General features: G+C 41.9%; 17 protein-coding genes. 6 read left to right on the forward strand and 11 right to left on the reverse strand.

What is annotated here, in order from left to right:
• Nucleotides 1-12 precede the first annotated feature (12 nt).
• The 3 genes from B4N43_RS01975 to B4N43_RS01985 are packed head-to-tail and all read right to left on the reverse strand — an operon-like array spanning nucleotide 13 to nucleotide 1,692.
• Nucleotides 13-567, reverse strand: a complete 555-nt coding sequence (locus B4N43_RS01975; RefSeq protein WP_286732471.1) for an NADPH-dependent FMN reductase — start codon at nucleotides 565-567, stop codon at nucleotides 13-15.
• The gene (locus B4N43_RS01980; protein ID WP_286732472.1) at nucleotides 567-1,064 is read right to left on the reverse strand and encodes a DUF2480 family protein; all 498 of its coding nucleotides are present in this window, start codon (nucleotides 1,062-1,064) and stop codon (nucleotides 567-569) included. The genes B4N43_RS01975 and B4N43_RS01980 overlap by 1 nt, the downstream gene beginning before the upstream one ends.
• A gap of 1 nt (nucleotide 1,065) precedes the next feature.
• Nucleotides 1,066-1,692, reverse strand: a complete 627-nt coding sequence (locus B4N43_RS01985) for a superoxide dismutase (protein ID WP_145329497.1) — start codon at nucleotides 1,690-1,692, stop codon at nucleotides 1,066-1,068.
• Nucleotides 1,693-1,921: 229 nt separating this feature from the next.
• On the opposite strand from B4N43_RS01985, the gene B4N43_RS01990 reads away from it, so the two are divergent.
• The 3 genes from B4N43_RS01990 to fabF all read left to right on the forward strand — a co-directional run bounded on the left by B4N43_RS01990 (nucleotide 1,922) and on the right by fabF (nucleotide 4,485).
• Nucleotides 1,922-2,506, forward strand: a complete 585-nt coding sequence (locus B4N43_RS01990; RefSeq protein ID WP_286732474.1) for a helix-turn-helix transcriptional regulator — start codon at nucleotides 1,922-1,924, stop codon at nucleotides 2,504-2,506.
• An 84-nt stretch (nucleotides 2,507-2,590) separates the two neighbouring features.
• Nucleotides 2,591-3,184, forward strand: a complete 594-nt coding sequence (locus B4N43_RS01995) for a TetR/AcrR family transcriptional regulator (protein ID WP_075991866.1) — start codon at nucleotides 2,591-2,593, stop codon at nucleotides 3,182-3,184.
• A gap of 62 nt (nucleotides 3,185-3,246) precedes the next feature.
• A complete protein-coding gene (gene fabF, locus B4N43_RS02000) occupies nucleotides 3,247-4,485 on the forward strand; it encodes a beta-ketoacyl-ACP synthase II (protein WP_286732475.1) in 1,239 nt (412 codons plus the stop codon).
• A 924-nt stretch (nucleotides 4,486-5,409) separates the two neighbouring features.
• Here fabF and B4N43_RS02005 read toward each other — a convergent pair.
• On the reverse strand, nucleotides 5,410-6,294 hold the full coding sequence (locus B4N43_RS02005) for an AraC family transcriptional regulator (protein ID WP_120334796.1): 885 nt from the start codon (nucleotides 6,292-6,294) through the stop codon (nucleotides 5,410-5,412).
• A gap of 449 nt (nucleotides 6,295-6,743) precedes the next feature.
• Here B4N43_RS02005 and B4N43_RS02010 point away from each other — a divergent pair, with 449 nt between their 5' ends.
• The 3 genes from B4N43_RS02010 to B4N43_RS02020 all read left to right on the forward strand — a co-directional run bounded on the left by B4N43_RS02010 (nucleotide 6,744) and on the right by B4N43_RS02020 (nucleotide 12,081).
• Nucleotides 6,744-8,132: an aminopeptidase P family protein gene (locus tag B4N43_RS02010; protein WP_120334797.1), complete on the forward strand. Its 1,389-nt coding sequence runs from the start codon at nucleotides 6,744-6,746 to the stop codon at nucleotides 8,130-8,132.
• A 78-nt stretch (nucleotides 8,133-8,210) separates the two neighbouring features.
• Nucleotides 8,211-10,385 (forward strand): S9 family peptidase, encoded by a 2,175-nt coding sequence (locus B4N43_RS02015; protein ID WP_286732477.1) that lies wholly within the window; start codon nucleotides 8,211-8,213, stop codon nucleotides 10,383-10,385.
• Between the two features lie 22 nt (nucleotides 10,386-10,407).
• Entirely contained in the window at nucleotides 10,408-12,081 is a 1,674-nt protein-coding gene (locus tag B4N43_RS02020; protein ID WP_286732478.1) for a M1 family metallopeptidase, read from the forward strand.
• Between the two features lie 251 nt (nucleotides 12,082-12,332).
• On the opposite strand, the gene B4N43_RS02025 is transcribed toward B4N43_RS02020, so the two are convergent.
• The 7 genes from B4N43_RS02025 to B4N43_RS02055 form a co-directional block, all read right to left on the reverse strand.
• A complete protein-coding gene (locus tag B4N43_RS02025; RefSeq protein ID WP_286732479.1) occupies nucleotides 12,333-14,564 on the reverse strand; it encodes a S9 family peptidase in 2,232 nt (743 codons plus the stop codon).
• Nucleotides 14,551-15,975, reverse strand: coding sequence for an APC family permease (locus B4N43_RS02030; RefSeq protein ID WP_286732480.1), 1,425 nt, complete (start codon nucleotides 15,973-15,975; stop codon nucleotides 14,551-14,553). The genes B4N43_RS02025 and B4N43_RS02030 overlap by 14 nt, the downstream gene beginning before the upstream one ends.
• A 6-nt stretch (nucleotides 15,976-15,981) precedes the next feature.
• A complete protein-coding gene (locus B4N43_RS02035) occupies nucleotides 15,982-17,754 on the reverse strand; it encodes a DUF885 family protein (protein WP_286732481.1) in 1,773 nt (590 codons plus the stop codon).
• A 31-nt stretch (nucleotides 17,755-17,785) separates the two neighbouring features.
• On the reverse strand, nucleotides 17,786-19,048 hold the full coding sequence (locus B4N43_RS02040; RefSeq protein WP_286732482.1) for an NAD(P)/FAD-dependent oxidoreductase: 1,263 nt from the start codon (nucleotides 19,046-19,048) through the stop codon (nucleotides 17,786-17,788).
• Between the two features lie 40 nt (nucleotides 19,049-19,088).
• A complete protein-coding gene (locus tag B4N43_RS02045) occupies nucleotides 19,089-20,087 on the reverse strand; it encodes a 4-hydroxyproline epimerase (RefSeq protein WP_286732483.1) in 999 nt (332 codons plus the stop codon).
• A 35-nt stretch (nucleotides 20,088-20,122) separates the two neighbouring features.
• Nucleotides 20,123-21,580 carry an aldehyde dehydrogenase (NADP(+)) gene (locus B4N43_RS02050; protein ID WP_286732485.1) on the reverse strand — a complete coding sequence of 486 codons (1,458 nt, stop codon included), beginning with the start codon at nucleotides 21,578-21,580 and terminating at the stop codon, nucleotides 20,123-20,125.
• Nucleotides 21,581-21,748: 168 nt separating this feature from the next.
• A complete protein-coding gene (locus tag B4N43_RS02055; protein WP_075991855.1) occupies nucleotides 21,749-22,648 on the reverse strand; it encodes a dihydrodipicolinate synthase family protein in 900 nt (299 codons plus the stop codon).
• Nucleotides 22,649-22,787: the final 139 nt, after the last annotated feature.

The raw sequence follows: 22,787 nt of genomic DNA on the forward strand, positions 1-22,787 counted from the left end.
GAGGCTTTTTTATCAACGAGATTCGCTATTCTTTTTCGTAGCAATATCGATCAGCAAGTCCAGCTTACACTGGTAAGCCGAAGACAGCACATTTGGATCGTCGGACTCAAAAAGCGCAGATTTCATGATGGGCACACTAAAGGGCAATGTCCAGGCGCGGAGCGACTTCGCGATAGCATCCATTGCATTAATGCCCTGTAGTGCATGCACACCATCGGCCCAACAAACCAGTCCGATATGTTTATCCGTCAGGTAAGCCGGTTTATTTTTAGCGCTGACTTCAATCCAATCCAAACAGTTTTTCATGACACCGGGAATACTTCCATGATAAAGCGGAGACAACCAAAAATGTATATCTGCCTCAAGAAACAAGGTATTCATAATCTTAACAGCATTGGGTACCCGATTGAGACTCAAATCAAATAAGGGTATTCCGCTATCAGCCAAATTAAAAATAGTATTTTCAACCCCCCTTTGGTTCAGTTGGTCGGAAAAATAGTGTGACAATTTTCCCGATGTAGATTCTTGCCTTCTTTCCAAGGCGCCATTGAATATTAATGCTTTCATTATACTTTCCCTTTTTTAAAAATAACTTTTGGCATACCAACCTCACCATACATCAACGTCTGGACAATAGGAATCAATCGTTCTGTCGCTAACATATAAAGTGACGCCGGAATATTAGGGCGGGCCCTTATGACAACTTTTTGCTGCTGAAAATTCGACAAATCTATCGCTTGTAAAGCCTGCATCCATAGGTCTATTTCCAAATCCTCCATCGCCTTAAAATCGTAATACGCTGCAACAGGATGAAGTTTTTCCGCCAGGGCCATATAGACCCAAGGCGGGATAATTGCGTCCACAGAACAGCTTATGGCAACCGCCTTATTTCGAAAAGCAGACCAATCCACCGTCGCCAAAGCTTCTCTGAATTCTTTTTCTTTAACGATTGCTTCCTGATACAACAATGTTTTGATGTCAAAACTTAGGATAGCAAGATCGGTTTTAAAATCAATTAGATCTAAAGCCAATATACCCGTGTTTTCAACTTTATTTATAAACATATCAAACCAAGCCTGCAATCACAGTATCGTATTTTTGTTCAACAACAGACCAATCCAAAAGCGACCAAAATGCATCCAAATAATCGGCTCTTTTATTTTGATATTTCAAATAATACGCATGCTCCCAAACATCTACCCCCAAAATAGGGAAACCTCTGCCGATCGATTGTGTATCCATCAACGGATTATCCTGATTGGGAGTAGCTACGATAGCTAAGGCGCCAGAATGTTTTACATAGAGCCAAGACCAGCCCGAACCAAACTGCCCAAGACCCGCATTTTTGATCTTGGCTTTAAGCTCTTCCAAAGAACCAAAGGCAGCGTTTATCTCATCGGCTAACTTCCCTGTGGGTACCGTTTTTGGATTGGGCGATAAAATTTCCCAAAATAGCGTATGGTTAAAGTGACCACCGCCGTTATTGCGGACTGCTGGGCTATATTTACTTACGCTTGTTAATATATCCAATAGATCATCAGCTTCGCCTGCTGTTCCTTCCAATGCCTTATTTAGATTGTCAACATAAGCTTGATGATGCTTTTGATGATGAATCGTCATAGTCTCGCGATCAAAATATGGTTCAAGCGCCGCATAGGCATATCCTAACTGGGGTAATTGAAATTTGTGCATAGTTTTATTGTTTTTATGATAAGTCAAAACTAGAGAATCAAACTTAATAAAACAACTAAATAGTTGTTTTATTAAAGTCATAAAAATAAATCAAAAAGGATAAACCTATGTTTGAAACACATTTTAAGAGAAAAAATAAAAACACTATCTTTGCTGATGTTATATAAAACAACTTTTTTATTGTCAAATGCAGAAGAATCCAGCTGATCGAATATTAATGTTATTAAAAATGCGCCGAGAAGCCACTGCAGCTTTGATTGCAACAGAGTTGGCTATAACAAAAGAAGGGGCCCGTAAACATTTATTGAACCTCGCGAATCAAAACCTAATTGTCTCCAATGCCAGGAGCGAAGGGATAGGCCGCCCTTCGACTTATTACAGTCTGTCACCGCAGGGCATGGCACGATTTCCAGATAGTCACGCCGACATTACAGTACAACTTTTGCAGTCGATTAAACAAGTGCTTGGCGAGAATGCTTTGGATCTACTTATCAGTGATCGGGAGTCTAAAGTATATCAAAAATATACTGACGCGCTATCGGATATTGAATCCATCGAAAAAAAACTTGAAATTATAGCCGCAAAAAGAACGGAGGAAGGTTATATGGCAGAATGGAAAAAAGAGGCTGACGATTATCTTCTCATTGAAAATCATTGCCCCATATGCGCAGCAGCAACCGAATGTCAGGGATTCTGCCGTTCAGAACTGAATAATTTTCAGCAACTCATCGGTCCGGCATATCGTATCTGTAGAACAGAATACATCATCGAAAATGCCCCCCGCTGTACATATCGCATTTCAAAGGCGAAATAAAACCAATTTCTAAAGCATTCCTGTACAAATTATTAATATACCAAAAAGTATTTTTTATATTTGCATTAAAAGAACAGGAATTACATGTCAAAAGCAGAACAGACACGACAATATATCATTGAAAAGACTGCGCCCATCTTTAATAAAAAAGGCTACTTTGCAACTTCGCTCTCGGACATCACGACAGCGACAGGTTTAACAAAAGGAAGTATCTACGGTAATTTCAAGGATAAGGATGACCTAGCTACCCATGTCTATACCTATCAGAGCAGAAAAATATCAGAAGCTGTTAATCAGCAGATTATACAGCAAAAAACATCGCTAAAGAAGCTTTTGTCTTTTCTAGATTTCTACAAGGACAATTTCAAAAATATCGCAGCTTCAGGAGGCTGTCCCATGATGAACGCGGCCGTGGAGGCCGATGATTCGCTATCTTTTTTAACCCCCAAAGTCAGACGTTCCTTTGACCTTTGGAGACAGCGGTTAATTCTAATTCTTGAAGAAGGAGTTGCCAGCGGTGAATTTAAACAACATATTTCTGCTGAAAATTATGCCATCACCTTTATGGCGATGGTCGAAGGCGGAATCTTGCTTTCCAAGATTTCCGGCCGAGGAAAAGATCTTGCCATTGTATTGGATAAAATGAAGGAAATGGTGGATCGGGAGATTAAGGCTTAATTTTTTTTACAAAAACAAATACCAATTGGTATATTTAAAAGTTTATATTAAAATAAAAAGAGATGAAAAGAGTTGTAATAACTGGCATGGGAACAATTAACCCGCTGGGAGAAAACATAGACATATTTTGGGATAACATTTTGCGAGGCGAAAACCACACAACACTTATTAGCCGTTTTGATGCTTCGTTGTTTCGAACACAGATTGCAAGTGAAATTAAACACTTTCAACCTGAAAAATACTTAGATAGAAATGAGATTAAACGGAGTGATCTCTTTACGCAATATGCTTTATACAGTGCAGCGCAGGCAATGGAAGATTCGGGACTAGATCTCGATACCATGGATCCATTTGATATCGGTGTCATCTGGGGTGTTGGCCAGGGCGGTATGGAAACGTTCGAAAAAGAGGTAGAAGGCTACGTAACAGGAGATTATAAACCACGATTCAGCCCTTTCTTTGTTCCTAGACTTATCGTCAATATGGCTTCAGGCATGATTTCAATGAAGTATGGCTTAAAAGGAATCAATTACACTACCGTATCGGCTTGCGCCACATCCAATACGGCCTTTATGGACGCTTTTAATTACATTCGGCTCGGCAAAGCCAAAGTCTTTATAAGCGGCGGTTCCGAAGCCCCCATTACCCCGGCTTCAGTTGGCGGTTTTTCTGCCATGAAAGCCATGTCGAGCCGGCATGATAGCCCCCAGACTGCAAGTAGACCCTTTGACCGTGATCGTGATGGTTTTGTTATGGGTGAGGGAGCTGGAGCACTCATCTTGGAAGAATATGAACATGCCAAGCAAAGAGGTGCAAAAATTTACGCAGAGCTTGTCGGAGCTTCAATGACCGCAGATGCTTACCATATGACCTCGCCTCATCCCGAAGGGATAGCCGCAGCAAAAGCCATGTCTCTGGCTTTGGAGGAGGCTAAAATTAATACCGATGAGCTCGACTATTTAAATCTCCACGCGACTTCAACCCCAGTTGGAGATATCGCCGAACTTAAAGCCGTACAACGAGCTTTTGGAAACCTAAATAATCTATGGGTCAGTTCCACCAAATCAATGACAGGACATTTACTTGGGGCAGCCGGCGCTATCGAAGCAATCATTGCCATAAAATCTATCAACAATAATGTAATTCCGGCAACAATTAATATCGAAAATATCGATCCCGATATTCCCGAGGGGATTCAAATTGTAATCAATAAGCCAATAGAGAAACCCGTTCAGACTGCGATGAGCAATGCTTTTGGTTTCGGTGGGCACAATTCGAGTATCGTTTTCAAAAAGATTTAATTTTTTTTGAAATAATTCTTGACAAAGTGTAATAAACACACTATCTTTGTACTATCATAATTTAGGTTTATAATTGGTTATTTAAGGTTTTCATTCTCCCCGTTTGAAAACCTTTTTTTATGCCTATTTTTTCGCCCATTATTATTTGCATATCTACTTTTTTGGATCACCGCCCTTGTTAATGCCCATATTACGTTATCCCAATTTTGGAAGCAGCCCAGGTTGACAATCAATCCCACATTTATTCAGTTGAGTTTGCTCGCGCCTTGAGAGCAGCAAGCTGGAGAACATATTCTGTAGAATAAGAGATACGCCTTTTTAACCATTGCCGCGGTCCTGTGTTTATAAATAATTAAGATAAACACTAAAGCAGATACATACGTATACCAACGTTTAACTATTTACAATTTTCAATCAATTTTTAGACAGTGATTGGTCATTGATTGTTCAGTATACACTGAGTCATCACTGAGCAAGCACTGAACAAACACTGAACGAGCACTGAACGAGCACTGTCAAAAGAGATAAGTTAGTACCTACTTGATCCATAATTGTGTCGAAAAAATTGTATTAATTCAGTCCTACCCGTTCTTGCATGTTACAGATCTCTTTGGTATTCCTAAGCTTGGTCGTGGAGTTAACCGGTAGTTTGCTACCCGCAAAAGGTCTGCAGTGTATAGAACGGGATCCACTATTGGTCTGTAACAAGAGAAGACATTCTAACTGTCTTACACGCACATTTGAATTCAAAATGTGTTAAACAAAATATCGATTTACTGATGCGATTTAAGGGCTATAAAAAACAGCGAGACAACCGAAGTTGCCTCGCTGCAAACCTGATCTTTCACTTTAACAGCATCCAAATCGGTAGTGGCCCTGTTCCACTTTATTGCCAGGCCTAAACCCTCATTGGAATTTCCTATACTAAATAACAGAGTAAAGTGTTTGTTTATACTGCTGCACGTACTCTTTCGGGTTGCAGCCTACGATTTGTTTAAAAACCCGATTAAAATTAGTGATGCTATTAAACCCACAGTTGTAGGCAATAAAAGAAACGCTATCCAAGTGATCCTCATTTAACTGGTTACAAACCTCCTTGACTCTTATTCTATTGAGGTAGGTGACAAAGGTAACACCGCAATGCTTTTTAAAATATCGACAAAATGCCTGTGGCGTAAGATTGGCATGGTCAGCAACATCTTCCAAGGTAAGTTCATCCCGATAATGTTCCCGGATATAGTTACAGATAATATTAATTCGATTTGAAGCATGAATTCCATCAAAAATCACCTCTACTCTCTCATTACAGAGTGCCTCTGTTTCGCGGGATATATTTGCCAAAGATCGCAATAGATAGAAAAAATGCATCAATTTGTCCATTTGGTCCGCAGATTTTAATAAACAAACCCGTTCTGCTATTTGGGAAAAATATGAATCGGGGACCTTAAACCCCCTCGCGTTATTATAAATAAACTGATTCAGCGATTCAAATTCCTCCAAAGAAAATAGGGATTTAAGCTTTCCATTTGGGTCGAAAAAAATGGAAACAGAGCGAGATTCATTTGAAAACCCGTCCTGAGAGGCTGACTTAAACACATGTGGTTGATTCGCCCCCAAAAAGAAAATATCATTTTCTTTAAAAGGATGTAAGGTATCTTCCACAATCAAAACTCCCTTACCTTTTTTTATCCACATTAATTGAGCTTCTTGATGTCGATGAAAATGAGGATAAAAAGTTTCTAAAACATCTTCTTGTATTGTCAGACTTTGTCCTCGCATGGTCGGCACATTAAATTGGAGCGTTTTCATAGGTTTGTTTAGTTTATGTTACTGCTTAGTTAACATAAATATAACAACTCCAAAGCAACAACACTACTTTCAAATAAAACATAAAAATACTATACTAAAATATGTTTAGAATTCGACAATATTTAATAATCCTTTAATAATACTCCACACAAAACTGAGAATTCACAAAAAAAATCCATTTATAGTGAAAAAATGGGTTAAAATACAATTAGACTTTGATAAATTGTGATAATTATTATTCAATAGAAAGATTGAACTTTATTAAATTTCGTTTTTGATCCTTATTAGTGTAAAAACGAAAAGCATATCATTTGTAACAAGAACAAACACTACACATTAAAGAGAGACCTTTTAAATAAATCATTTTGAAGCACATAAATTTTACGATATTCGTATCAGACAATAGGCACCTAAGTAGACAATCCAACTTCAAATAATTCCCAAAACTTATGTTCAAAAAAGAAATATATCTTAATCGCCGAAATAATCTATTATCAAAGATCACAACTGGCAAAATTCTTTTGCTAGGCAGCATTGAAAATCCGATCAATTTTGAGCACAATACCTATCCCTTCCGTCAAGACAGTAGCTTTTTATATTATATCGGTATCAAAAGCCCACGTTTGGCGGCTGTATTGGACACTGAAAAAAACGAGACCATACTATTTGGTGATGAAATGACCATTGACGATATTGTGTGGATGGGCCAACAGCAGACTTTAGCTGAAAAGGCTGACCTTTCGGGTATCAGCAAAATCCTACCTTTCAATCAACTCTTCGACTATCTTAACAAAGGAAAACAGGAAGATGTTCACTACCTTCCTCCTTATCAGTCGCATAATAAGTTATTACTTGAGCAGCTAACCGGCCGTCCTGCAAATCAGCTCCAGCCCTCTGTGGCTTTGATTAAAGCTGTCGTTGCCCAGAGAAGTATCAAAACGGCAGAAGAAATTATCGAATTAGAGAAAGCCGTAGATATTGCTGTTGATATGCACCGCATTGCTATGCGAATGACAAAACCTGATCGTTACGAATATCAGATCAGCAATGCCATGCAACATTTTGCGCAAGATCAGGGAACGTCCTTCTCCTATCCTCCGATAGTCACAAAACGGGGTGAAATTCTGCACAATCATATGCAATTTCACCAGCTTTATGAAGGTGATCTCCTGCTCAATGATTCGGGCGTAGAAACGGCCATGGGCTATGCTTCGGACCTGACCAGAACCTTTCCCGTAGGAAAACGTTTTACGGCTTTACAAGAGGAAATTTACCAGATTGTCTTACATGCGTTTAAATCTGCAGAGCAGCTGCTGACATCCGGAATACGTTTTAAAGAAATACATTTAAAAGCCTGTGAAGCGCTTGTAGACGGACTTATACAAACCGGCTTCATGAAAGGCAACGCACAAGATGCGGTCATGAATCACGCGCATGCGCTTTTCTTTCAATGTGGACTAGGCCATATGCTCGGTCTTGATGTGCATGATATGGAGGATCTTGGTGAACAATATGTTGGCTATACTGAAGCTGAGCCAAAAGATACCAAGACTTTTGGAATCAAATCGCTGCGGCTAGGTAAGAAATTGGAGGCTGGCAACGTGCTAACCGTTGAACCCGGCATCTATATTATTCCTGAATTAACGCAGCTTTGGGAACAGCAAAATTTACACAGGGACTTTATCAATTATGATTTCTTAAAAAAACATCTCGATTTCGGCGGGGTTCGTATTGAAGATAATTATCTTATTGAAACAGATGGATACCGTCGTTTAGGAAAATACCTTGAACGCGAGATTCAGGAGATCTATCAACTCAAAGACAATCCAATTGATTAATTAACGAACAACTCACATAATGATAAACCCAAAAAGTAAACTTAAATTCTTTTGGGGTCAACTCAAACAGATAAACAAATGAACAGCATTAAACAGTCGATCTTTATTATTCTAATACTGATTTTTCAGGTTCCAGCTTCCCTTTTTGCGCAGCGACTCTGGACAGATCATGGTGATCAATATTATGAATTTTCCGACAAGGGAATAGAAATGGTCAACCCCAAAAATGGGGTGCGCTCCATCTTCCTTTCACAGCAATCGCTTATTCCGAAAGGAGCAACAGCAGCCTTGAAAGTCGAAAATTTTTCCATTTCCAAAAACAAGGAGCTTATTTTGATCTATACCAATAGCAAAAGAGTATGGCGCGAGAATACAAGAGGCGATTATTGGGTTTACAACAAAAAGACCAATCAGCTGCAGCAACTAGGCCAAAAATTCCCGGCATCACAACTGATGTTTGCGAAGTTTAACCCGCAAGCAGATAAGGTCGCCTACGTCAATAAAGCCGACCATAATGTTTACGTGGAAGATCTCGCCAGTGGCAGCATCGTTTCCGTTACCAAAGATGGAACAGACCGTTTAATCAATGGTACTTTCGATTGGGTTTACGAGGAAGAATTTGGCTGTAAAGATGGTTTCCGCTGGTCGCCCGACGGTGCTTCCATTGCTTATTGGAAGCTTGATGCCCGCAACATCCGTAATTTTCTGATGATCAACAATACGGATAGCCTCTACTCCTATACCATTCCCGTGGAGTATCCTAAAGTTGGACAATCGCCGAGTGCCTGTTCGATATGGACCTATGAAATCGCCACTGGAAAAAATACCATGCTGAATATCCCGGGAGATCCCAACCAGCACTATATTCCCCGCATGGAATGGTGTCTTGATAGCAAGCAGGTTATCCTAGAGCAGCTCAACAGAAAACAAAATGAGAGCAAAATCTATACCGTCTCTCTCTCCGATAATAAAGCGCAAAACATACATCAGGAGCAAAGCGACTCGTGGATTGATATCAAAGCACGATGGAACAACAACGATCCTTCGGGATGGGACTGGGTTCAAGGTGGCAAGGCCTTTATCTGGGTCTCGGAAAAGGACGGCTGGCGCAAAATCTATCAGATTGATTTATCGGGCAACGAGAAGCTGGTTATGAAAGCGGACTATGATATGATCAATCTTGACTTTTTCGATCCGAAAAATGAAACGATTTATTTTACCGCCTCTCCAAGCAATGCAACGCAGAAGTATCTGTATAGTGTATCGACGAAAGGCGGAGTTCCAAAAAGACTGACCCCGGCCTCATACGAAGGCACCTGCGATTATGATATTTCAAAAGACGGTAAAATTGCCATCTTCAGCTTTAGCAACCGGGCAACATTAAAACACAATGCCGTTATTGAGTTACCGACACACAAAATACTCGTAGACTTTGATTTTAAACGTGAAAAGAAAGTCAGCGATGGTATTGCCGAGTTTTTTAAAGTTAAAACAACGGACGGTATTGAGTTAGACGGCTGGATGGTAAAACCACTTGATTTCGATCCCAATAAAAGGTATCCTGTCGTCTTTATGGTCTACGGCGAACCAGCATCACAAACTGTATTAGACAATTTTGGTGCAGGCTATAACAGTTTATATAAAGGAAATATGGCGCAGGATGGCTACATTTATATTTCTTTGGATAATCGCGGAACTCCTGCTCCTAAAGGCAGTTTGTGGCGAAAAAGCATCTACCGCAATATCGGACAGCTCAATATTCGCGACCAGGCTTTGGCAACACAAGAAATCCTGAAATGGCCTTTTGTCGACAATTCACGTGTGGCCGTCTGGGGCTGGAGCGGTGGCGGATCAAGCACGCTGAACCTGCTGGGACAATATCCTCAAATCTATAAAACGGGTATCGCCATTGCAGCTGTAGCAAATCAGCTCCTTTACGACAACGTATACCAAGAACGCTACATGGGCCTCCCCCAAGAAAATCTTGCAGACTTTGAAAACGGCTCTCCGCTGAAATATGCAAAAAACATCAAAGGTAATTTACTCTATATCCATGGAACCGGAGACGACAATGTGCATTATCAAAATGCAGAAGTCCTGATCAATGAACTGATCAAAAATAACGTGCAGTTCCAGTTGATGTCTTACCCCAACCGCAGCCATTCGATCAGCGAGGGACAAGGTACACATGAACATTTAAAAACATTATTTACAAACTATCTAAAATTACATTGCCCTCCGGGTGGAAGATAGACCGAATAGTTATCATTTACAGATGAAAAGAATACTATTATATGCATTGGGAACCTGCGGTCTACTGACCGCAGGCATACAGCAATCAGCGGCCCAGCTGATGAAAGAAAAAAATGAATTCACAAGAGCGGATTCACTGCGCGGATACCTGTCACCGCTGCGAACCTGCTACGATATCCAATACTACCATTTGGATGTTAAGGTAGATATAGACAATAAGTTTATTTCGGGTTCAAACCTTTTCCGTTTCAAGGCCACAACTGATTTTAATCGCCTGCAATTTGATCTTTTTGCAAATCTCAACGTAGACAAAGTCGTATATAAGGGGAAAGAACTTTCCTTTACCAGAGAACACAATGCTGTCTTTGTCGAATTTCCTGCGACTATCAAAAAAGGAACACAGGAAGAGTTTACGGTATATTACGAAGGCCATCCTACAGAAGCGGTCAAAGCTCCCTGGGACGGCGGCTTTGACTGGAAAAAAGATAGCAATGGAAAGCCATGGGTGGCCACGGCCTGCCAGGGTATGGGTGCGAGTGTCTGGTGGCCAAACAAAGACCATCAATCCGATGAAGTGGATAGTATGCTGATTTCCATCGCTGTCCCGAAAGAGGTGATGAATGTTTCCAATGGACGTTTGGTCAAGGTAGAAAAGATGAAGGATGGTTACACCAAATACCACTGGAAAGTTGCCAATCCGATCAACAACTATAATGTCGCCATCAACATCGGCGACTACGTTCATTTTAAGGAAAAATACAAAGGTGAAAAAGGGCCATTGGATATAGACTACTATATTTTGCGCGAAAACGATACGGCAGAAAAAAAAGCCCATCTTCAGAAAAACGCCAACCAGACCTTAGAAGCCTTTGAACATTGGTTTGGTCCATACCCATTCTATGAAGATGGCTATAAACTTGTTGAAACCTACCATACCGGCATGGAACACCAGAGTGCCATCGCCTATGGTAACCATTACCAGAATGGCTATCGCGGCGGGGATGCGTCGGGAACCGGCTGGGGACATAAATGGGATTTTATTGTGGTCCACGAATCTGGTCACGAATGGTTTGGCAACAATATTACTTCAGCTGATCTGGCCGATATGTGGATTCACGAAAGCTTCACTAATTATTCCGAAGGCTTATTTATCGACTATTTCTATGGTAAGGAAGCCAGCCAGGCTTACGCCCATGGTATCCGGAGCGGGATCCAAAATGATAGCCCCATCCAGGGCCCTTACCATGTAAATAAAGAGGGATCTGGGGATATGTATCCCAAAGGCGGTGTTATGCTTAACATGATCCGTACGATGATCGACAATGATGAAAAGTGGCGGAATATTCTGCGGGGATTAAACAGCAAGTTTTATCACCAACAAGTCGATTATACTGATGTTGTCAACTACGTAAGCCAGCAGTCCGGTCTAGACCTGTTAAAAGTATTTGAACAGTATGTAAAGCATACTGCCATTCCTACACTGGAAATCAAACAAGATCCTTCAGGTAGAATATTAGGCCGCTGGATCAGCGAAGTCAAAGGCTTCCATATGCCCATACATATTGGCGTAAAAGGTCAAAAAAGAGAACTTATCCAGTTGGACCAACATTTCAGACCGATTAAAGTAGCCGGTTTAACGAAAGAGAATATCGATATTGATACGTTTAACTATTATGTCGGCGTATTGGTCGAATAAAAACAACTTCAACGTTACCAACATGAAATAAACACAGCGCCCCGAAAGCAATTTACTTTCCGGGGCGCTATATTTCTGAGCCACTCTTATCGCTTCATACCTCTTCCAAATTCGAATAAAACCTTCATGACTTCGCAGACATCTATAGCAATCAAAGCAAATTGAAGGTTCTTTCTGACCAATAAGATCAGACTCGTTCAGAAAAAACAGGAAATAGACCTACATTAGCGGATTATTGTCCTGATGAAAGATCAATACTGATTCCAGGCAGGTGGATCTACGCCAAGAAGATGTTTTACAAAATAGTCCCTTCTTTTTCGTTCACCATAATCTCCCCCGGAAGAATGCCCCATTCCAGGAACCATAATAAAATCATGATTCTTACGCGCTTTGATCAAGGCATCAACCAATTGGAAAGTCGATGAAGGATCCACATTATCATCAAGTTCTCCAACAATCAGCAAAAGATTTCCTTCCAGCTTAGCGGCATTTTCAATATTAGAGCTAGCCGCATATTCAGGACCTACAGGCCAGCCCATCCATTGCTCGTTCCACCATATTTTATCCATTCGGTTATCGTGACAACCACAGGAGGAAACGCCAACTTTGTAAAACTCGGGATGGAATAACAGCGCGCCAGTTGAACTTTGTCCCCCAGCAGATGTGCCATAGATCCCTACCCTGCCGATATCCATGTATTTATATTGTTTTGACGCAGCCTGCATCCAGGCAATTCGATCCGGAAAGCCCGCATCTTTCAGATTTTTCCAACAGACATCATGGAAAGCCTTCGAACGATTTGAGGTCCCCATCCCGTCGATCTGCACCACAATAAAGCCCAATTCAGCGAGTTCGTACATCCCGCTCGGGTTGCTGTAAAATGATTTTGGCACGAAAGAACTATGCGGTCCCGCATAAATGTATTCGATGACAGGATAGCTTTTAGCAGGATCAAAATTCGTCGGCCGAATAATAATCCCCCAGATATCCGTTGCGCCATCACGTCCCTTAGCTTTAAAAACCTCCGGTGCACGCCATCCTGCAGCTTCGAGCAGACTACTGTTTGTTTTCTCCAGCTCCATGATAAGACGGCCATTTTTGTCGCGCAATACTGAAATTGGCGGCTGATCGACCCGGGAATACGTATCCACAAACTGCGAATAGTCTTTATTGAAAAAAGCTTGATGATTTGCATTTTCTTCGGTCAGCAGTTTTAAGCCCTTTCCGTCTAAACCGATAGCGTAATAGTGGACCAAATAGGGATCTTCTGCGGCATTCATTCCGCTGCCTTCGAAAATAACCGTTCGTTTTTCAGCATCAACATGCACAACTTTCCGAACAACCCAGTTTCCTTTCGTTATCTGGTTCTTTACTTTACCAGTAATTCCATCATAGAGATACAGGTGGTTCCATCCATCACGCTCAGAGGCCCATACAATCTCCTTTCCATCGGCCAGATCCTCACGGTATTTCTTGCCGCTATAATCAATAAAGGTCTTATTCTGCTCTTGAATCAGAAAACTCGAGGTACCGCTATTTGCATCCATCTGCATGACGCCATAGACTTGATGCCCCCGTTTGTTATACTCGAAGGTAAATGCTCTGCTGTCATCGCGCCAGGAAAGATCCGAAAGGTAAAATTGATTTGGTATGAGTGCAGCATCAAACACCGATAGTCGGTCTTTTTCAAGATCATATAAAATGGGTAGTTTTTGCGCAAGCTCATCTCCGGGCTTCACGTAATCGCGTGTCTGAATTTTAGGCTGCAGCTGATCTTTAGGAGAAGATTCAATAAGCGTCAGTTGCCGGATCTCTATTTTTTGAGTTTTTACTGTAGCCAGCTTACGACTATCTGGTGCCCATTGAATATCATTGCTATAATAATTTGCCGTGTTGCCATCAAAGGTAATTTGTCGGGCCTCGTTTGTATTTCCCTTTTTTGCCAGGAATACATTATTATTGCGGATAAATGCCACATATTTTTTATCTGGAGATTCGACTTCCCTATAGGCATTTCCCTGCTCACGCTGCCCCCAATATCGCATATTTCGTTCTTTATTTCCACTTGCAGCGCCCTGGCTCAATTGCGAGGAACGACGGTTCCAGATCCACAGGTAGCCCGCGATATCGAGCGATACTTGATCCTCATCCAGCAATTTTATCTGATCATTGGAAATAACACTATTTTCGATTTTCCGCCCCAGCTTTTCATCCACTAACGAAAATACGTTCGTCAGATCAAACAGCTGTTCTTTTGTTTTTGCCTGGGGATTGACCAAAATATACTCTTTTCCCTGCAACGTATTTCGATCATACCAAAAGAGATCCCCCTTATCATTCCAATAAAACTGGCCGGGCAGATTTTCAATTTTGTTGGTCAATTGTTTTTTTAAGTTTTGTGCACGCGTATAATCTGCCACAGTTCCTTGACCAAACAGAAACTGTGCAGACAACAACAAAACCGCTGTACTAAGAAACTTCATACTTTCTTCGCTTAGGATTGATTAAATAATAGATCGGGATTCCCAATAGTGCAATGATAATGCCCGGCCAGGTATAATTGGGTTTGAAAATGACCATCAACCCAATAAAGGCAAGTCCCATCAGAATATAAAGAATGGGAAGAAAAGGATAGCCAAATGCTTTATAGGGTCTGTTCAAATCTGGACGTGTGATACGGAGACGAATAATGCCCGCAATCGCGAGTACATAAAATATAACGACCACACAGGTAATCATGTCCAATAAATCACCATATTTTCCGCTTAAACACCATATTGACGCAGCGACACATTGTATCCAGAGTGCCCAGGCAGGTACCGCATGCGCATTGAGCTTACCTGCCCTTTTAAAAAACAAACCATCTTTGGCCATAGAATAATACACCCTCGCTCCTGCCAGGATAATCCCATTATTACAGCCAAAAGTGCTGATCATGATCATAATCGCTATAATAGTAATCCCAAAGGGGCCAAAAACCTCTTGAGCGACACTCATGGCTACACGATCTTTTGGCGCATTGACCATAGCTTCCAAAGGCAATATGCCGGTATACATCAAATTAGTCAGAAGATAGATTACGGTAACCAGTAAAGTCCCTAATGCAAGACTCAACCCGATATTACGTTGTGGATTTTTAATTTCGCCGGCTACAGCAGAAGATGAGTGCCAGGAATCGCTGCTGAAGAGCGCACCGACCATAGCCGCAGAAAAAGCGCCCATTGCTGAAAATCCATCATAAGATGTGTACGTTCCATCCGTATTTAAACGGCGCATTGACCAAAGTGATATATTGTCCCAGTTCCAAGTCCAAACTTCATGTTTCAAAGCCAGGAAGCCAAAGAGCAACAAGAGCAACAGACTTCCGATCTTGATCAATGTGATGGATGTCTGTACGCGCTTTCCACTATTTACGCCTCTTGAATTAATATAGGTTAATACAATAATGACGGCAATTGCCAGCAGCTGCGCTGCCGATACCCGATAATCTGACCATTCTAGCAGGTAAACATCTTCATCCATAAAGGGGAAGAGATAGGCTGTAAATTTCGCAAAAGCTACCCCCACAGCAGCTATTGTCGCAGTTTGTATAACGGCAAAAAATGTCCAGCCAAATACAAAACTCAATACTGGCCCATAAGCCTCCCGAAGGTAGATGTATTGCCCTCCTGCTTTTGGAAACATCGCACTCAATTCACCATAGCTCAACGCTGCAGTCAATGTCATAAAACCACAGATCAGCCATACGACCATCATCCAGCCTGCAGACCCCGTGTTGCGCGCAATATCCGCAGATACAATAAAAATCCCAGAACCGATCATACTTCCAACCACCAGCATAGTGGCATCCAATAACCCGAGAGACTTTTGAAAATTTTGTTGCGACTTACTCATAAACACCTAGTTATTAAAATGATAAAACTTCCAGTTTGTCTCGTAATCGGGCTTTAACTTCTCGCCTTTGATAATCGCTCTCAACATTTCCATCGGCAGATAATTTTCTTTGATCACACGGTCATGGAATTCCACAAATGACATTTTCCCTTGATCTACGACCTCCTCTTTGACACGCATCAATTGCAAGCCGCCTACGAGATAGGCCAACTGATATAAAGGATCATAGGAACCTTCAAACGATCTCTTTACTTCACCATGCGCATTAGCCGACTCAAATCCCACGCGGTTTACCAGATAATCGATGCATTGCTGCGGCGTCCACTCACCTAAATGAAATTTGATACTAAAGGTTATTCTTGCACAGCGGTGCATGCGCCAAAATAACATCCCGATTCGCTCCTCTGGAGTTTTTGCAAATCCCTTGCTATACAGCAGCAGTTCCCAGTACAGTGTCCATCCTTCCGTCCAAAATGGCGTGTTAAATGCCTCTTCGCGGTAAGGCTTGTAACGCCTATTCATAAAATATTGCAGATGATGACCGGGAATCAATTCATGCTGGACTGTGCCTCGGGAGAAATAAGGATTATTGCCACGCATACTCATCAATTTCGCCTGCTGATCCATCGTGTTTGTCGGATAGGATATGCTAATTTCCCGTCCGCCTGTAAAAAAGGGATTGACCCGCTGCCGTTCAGGTGTCATCATGATCATACCCCAAGTCTCGTCTGCCAGCTCAGGAATATTCATGAGTTTATTTTGTTCAATAAATTGCTGCGCATCGTTATACAATCTCATGATGAGCTCCGGCTGTTGTCCAATGGGTACGTAGGAGTTTTTAACCTTTTCCTGTGCAGCCCGCCAATCATCGCCGAACCCCATTTCACGGCTCGCTTTCAATAACTCGGCCTCACACCATTTAAACTCCTGATCGGCCAATTTTAAAAGATCGGCAGCGGTATAACTGATCATTTCTGCTTTGAGTCTTCTGTTTATCTCTTTTTCCCCAATAGGCCAACCAGCAATCTGACTACCGTCATCAAACACTTTCCAATCACTTTTTGCAGCCAATTTCTCCTTATAATCCGAGAGCTTGCCTTTCACCTGCTGAAATATAGCCGGTACCCACCAGCTAAATTCAGGGTCGTATCCATTATAAAAATCGAAGGTGCTGGTGATCCTTAAGTCCAGTGAATTTAATAAGGCAACCAGAAAGTTGACATCTGAATAAGGAATATTGGTCTTTTCCTGTAGAGCAGCTATTGACCGATCGATTTCACCAGCAACCAGCGTCAGCTCTTTCGCGACATCTTCTCCTGCCAGACGCTTCCCCCTACGGCGTTCCTTTTCAAGTGCAAAAATTCGCTGTGCGAAAGGTAAATACACAGATAACCGATTGTAATTGGACTCATCTTCTTTCAATGAAAGGAGATCACTTTTTAGTTTGCGCTTCAGTAAGATAAAATCTACCTGCCCCGATGTTTCGAGTTCTTCATAAGGGAACTTGTCCAGCTTGTTCAAATATTCGTTATCCAAACGCTGAAGACGTGCTAACTGTTCGGGCGAAGCGGCAGCCCGCTGATTGCCCCAGCCTTTGGGCATAGGGCCATAAAAATAGTTGATCGCCTCAACATCATGCCCATATTGTACAATATAAGGCTCTATAGGAGTTGTATGGTCGTATAATTTCATCTTTTGTGCATGCATGGAGATCGGGAATAGAAAGAGCAGTCCATAAAACAATGTTTTGGGGGCTTTAAAAGAAAAAGAACGATTCATAATTCGGGTGTTGGTTTATATCATAATTTTATCAGTCGAAACGATCAGGTCTAAAACCAGTGATTTCAGACTCTATTTTCTGTCCTGCCAATAAATCTGCAACAACTTTCCCATAGGCAGGGCCCAAGCTCAAGCCCATCATACCACCCCCACCGGCAACTAGGACATTATCAAATTTTTTCAATCTTCCCAGATAGGGCAATCCGTCAGGCGAGCAGGGTCTGTAACCATACCATATTTTTTCGCTTGGGTAATCGACCTTCAATTCCGGATAATATTTAGGAATGGATTCTACAATTCCGCGGACACGGTTTTCATAAATTTTGTCATTTGCTGGTCCCAATTCCATCGTACCGCTGAATCGGATCTGGCCATTCATGGGGGTTACAGCAACACGAGCCTCCAGTAATAATGCCGCATGATTCAATGTATTCTCTTTCTCGGGCTGATACATAAAAGAATACCCTTTTCCTGGCATAAGCGGTGTATTTATGTGCAACTTTGATGTCAGCTGCGGTAAATAAGCGCCACCAGTCAAGACAAAAGCATCCGCCTGAAAACTTCCTTTGTTGCTGATCGCCTCTTTCACCTTATTTCCGGCTGTTATAAATTTACTGACCTCTGTTTCTTCGAAAAAAGCGACCCCTGCGGCTTTCAAATATTGAATCAATTGCCGCATTAACTTTGGTGGGTATAATTTTCCATCACAGCGATAAAGTATAGCACCTAAAACATCCAGCTTCAGATTAGGCTCCAGTTCTTGAACGGCATTTCCCTCCAGAATATCGACATCAAGTCCAAGATCCTGAGCACGATGAGCCAATTCAATTTCTTCATGCTTCATTTCCTTGGATTTATACATCATCAGGATCCCGTTCTGCTTCAGTTCAAAATCAAACCCTTCCTCCTGCGCCAATTCATCATATAATCTGCTGCTGTAGAGATTCAAATCACGTATTGCAGTCGCATGCTGTTCTACATGTGAGCGATTAGCATGTTTTAAAAACTTCAATCCCCAATTGATCATTCGTGGATTTAGCGAAGGCCGTACATAAAAAGGGCTTTTACTATTGAACATCCACTTTATCCCCTGCGCTACAATACCAGGGGCAGCCAAGGGCGTAAAATGACTGGGGACAATCATGCCGGCATTGCCATAAGAACAGTTATTGTCTAAGGTATTTTTTTCCAGGATTTTCACATTCCATCCGTCTCTTACAAGGTAATAGGCGGAAGCAAGTCCTGCAATTCCTGCACCAACGACGACAACCGTACCTCTATTATTTTCTTTCACGTTGCTCTTGTCTTATTATTTTTTTAAATCACCTGAACTATTAAATCACTTGAAAACCGCCAAAATAAGGATCCTCATCATCCAAAAAAATGGTATTATAACCTGTTATCCGTGCCCAGCCTTCGATGGATGGGACAATGGCCGGTTTGCCATCGACGGTTGTTTCAGCTTCAATTTTGCCGGTAAATTGTGAACCGATGTAACTTTCATGTACAAACTCCATCCCTTTCTTGAGTTTCCCTTTAGCATACCATTGCGCCATACGGGCCGAAGTTCCTGTACCGCATGGTGAACGATCCAATGCATTGTCGCCAACCAGTACCGCATTGCGTCCCGACGAGTTGTGGAGTTTAGGATCCCCTGTCCATTGGATGTGAGTCAATCCATGTATATTAGCATCTTCGGGATGAACAAAAGAATATTTTTCGTTCAGCAGCTGCCGGATTATTTTTCCATAATGAATGAGCTGGCTGGCTGAATAGGAACTGATATCTTGAAAATTAGTCTGCGGGTCAATAATGCCGTAAAAGTTTCCACCGTAGGCAACGTCAACGCTGATGTTGCCTAGATCCGGGCAATCGACCGTTAAGGCTTCAGCATATAAAAATGACTTGACGTTGGTAAGCTTTACGCTTTTCACCTTAGGTCCCTCTTGAACATAATCGATATGTACAAGTCCAGCCGGAGTTTCCAACCTCAATTTTCCGGGAACTTTAGGTTGAACGAGCCCCTCCTCAATGGCAATCGTCACCGTACCGATCGTTCCATGTCCACACATCGGCAGGCAGCCGCTGGTTTCAATGTAAAGGACACCAATATCATTTTGCGGATCAAAGGGCGGATAAAGCATACTGCCGCTCATCATGTCATGCCCTCTTGGTTCAAACATCAATCCCATACGGATCCAATCGTACTCACGTATAAAATGCAACCTGCGTTCCATCATGGAATTCCCCTGTAATAATGGGGCTCCTCCTGCCACCAATCGCACGGGACATCCACAGGTATGCGAATCAATACAAAAAAAAGTCTTCTTCATTTCTGATCACTTGTTTATATGGTCATTTGTTTCTATCATGCTTTAGTCCATTGCTGGTTGACCAAACGGTCAATTTGTAGTGGGTTTCCGTCCTGCAGTTCTTTAGGCAAAAATTCATTTGGCCAATTTTGAAAACTAATGGGGCGAATAAAACGCTTTACTGCGTCGGGCCCTACAGAAGTGAAACGCGCATCTGTGGTTGCCGGATAAGGTCCGCCATGCTGCATAGCATACTGTACTTCAACCCCTGTTGGCATACCCTGAAACAAAAGCCTTCCGCATTTGTCCTGTGCAATTGAAAAGAGTGCCTGGCATTCGCGGATATCCTGCGCCGATGCCGCAAAAGTGATGGTAATCTGTCCTTCGAGCTGCTCCATTACATTTTTCATTTCATTGAGGTCCGCACAAGATATAATTAGCCCAAAAGGTCCAAAAACCTCTTCCAATAACTTAGGATTAGCCAAAACTTGGCTTGCTTCCGCCTCAGCAAGCAGGGCCTGCGCAAAATCTTGCCCTGTATTATCCTGCCCTTCTTCCAATATACTGACACCATCGTATTGAACCATTTCCCCTTTTAAACGGTTGTAGCTCTCCAATATTCCTGCGTGCAGCATTTTGCCGGTCGCGGCAGCTTGAAGTTCTTTCTTCAACGCCGCTTTAAGAAGATCTAGCTGTTCGCCGCCGACACTTACAAGAACACCTGGATTGGTACAAAATTGACCAACACCTAAAAGCAATGAGGCAATATACTGCTTAGCAAAAGGTTCCAGATTGCTAGCTAAGTAGTCCGGTAAAAGAAAAACCGGATTTACGCTCCCCATTTCGGCAAATACCGGAATAGGATCAGGTCTTGACTGCCCCAGGTCAAATAAAGCTTTCCCACCACGGAAAGAACCTGTAAATGCGACTGCTTTTACGAATCTGTGGCGGACCAATTGTTGTCCAGCAGCAAATGAATCCGACAGCACATGATTAAAAACGCCAGTTGGAGCTCCTTGTTTTGAAATCGCCCGATCAATAGCGTCAGCCATTAATTGTGAGGTTTTAAGATGAGCGGGATGCGCTTTTACGATAACTGAACAGCCCGCACCAATGGCACTTGCTGTATCCCCACCTGCTGTTGAAAAAGCGAAAGGGAAATTACTTGCGCCAAAAACCACAACAGGACCAAGCCCTTTATTATACTTCCGTAAATCAAATTGGCCATTTGGGTCTCGATCAATGCGTGCTTCACTGTATAAACCAGTTCGCACAGCATCGGCATATCGACGCCATTGATTGACCGTTCTCGCTTTTTCACCTTGCAGTCTTCCCAAAGGAAGGGCCGTTTCCAGATGGGCCGTTTCAATCAGGACGTCTCCCAATGCCTCAATTTCAGCGGCAATGGCATACATCAATTCCGCCCTGTCAATTACATCAGTTTTTTGAAGAAACTGAAACCCAGCCTCCGCCTGTTTTACGACGTAATCAATCTCATTTTCGTTTCTATCCATTCCTTTTGTTTTTATTGTAAGTATCTATCTTCAAAAATCAATAAAAACCTTCCCGATATCTTCATTCCTTGCGGCATTAAATATATAAGAAGGTCCTTTTCGCCTATTTTTACCCAGCCCTAAAAAGGAAATTTTCTGAACCTTCGTCCAGAAAGTTCAGAAGCATTCCTATAATTGTGGTCTAGTTGCGATTGAATCTGCAATAATTTTTTTAACGCGTTGTTCTTCCTCGCCGATCAATGGCAATCTGGGAGCGCGTGTATAAGGTGTTGAAATTCCTTCTGCTGTGGCTGCCAATTTAATATATTGGACCAATTTAGGATGAATATCCAATTCCAATAAAGGCATAAACCAACGGTATATTTCTACTGCTTTGCTGTACTCGCCAGCCTTTACAAGATCATACATGGCCACGGTTTCTCTTGGAAATGCGTCGACCAGTCCAGCAACTAAACCGTCAGCCCCTAACATCAAAGACTCAAGCCCCAACGTATCTACGCCAGCCATAATCTTTAATCGATCACCAAAACGATTTTTCAAACGCGTGATATTTGTTAAATCTCGTGTAGACTCTTTCACTGCCTGAATATTTGGTTCCAATAAGAGTTCCTCAAACATATCAAGCGATACATAAGTACTATAGTCAACAGGGTTGTTATAGATTAAGATTGGCAATTTGGTGCTTTGTGCAACAGCACGAAAATAAGCGACGGCTTCTCTATCATCAGCTCTATAGCGCATCGGTGGCAATAACATCAAACCGTCTGCGCCCAATTCTTCACTCGTTTGAGCCACTTTGATCGCTGCAGCAGTTGTATTTTCTGCAATATTCAACAACACCGGTACACGCCCAGCGACAACCTTCAACGCATATGTCAATAAATCATACTTTTCTTCCGTACTCAAAACACTTGCTTCACCCAATGATCCAGCGATAATCAAACCGTGAACACCTCCATCCAATTGTGCTTCAATGTTTTTACCAAACATATCAAAATCCAAATTTCCATTTTCATCAAATGGTGATAACATTGCAGGATAAATTCCTTCCCATTTAAATTGTGCCATAGCGTATTATTTTAATATTTCTTTATCACAAATCTATTTGGAATAGCGAGGTCAATCTTCTTATGAATTAATCAACACTGACCTAATATTGACCTTTTCTAGTAAATACAACTCATGAAGAGGCGGAAGAATGGCTTTC

Origin of the sequence: Sphingobacterium sp. UBA1897, assembly GCF_002337775.1 — a bacterium.
Classification (GTDB): domain Bacteria; phylum Bacteroidota; class Bacteroidia; order Sphingobacteriales; family Sphingobacteriaceae; genus Sphingobacterium; species Sphingobacterium siyangense.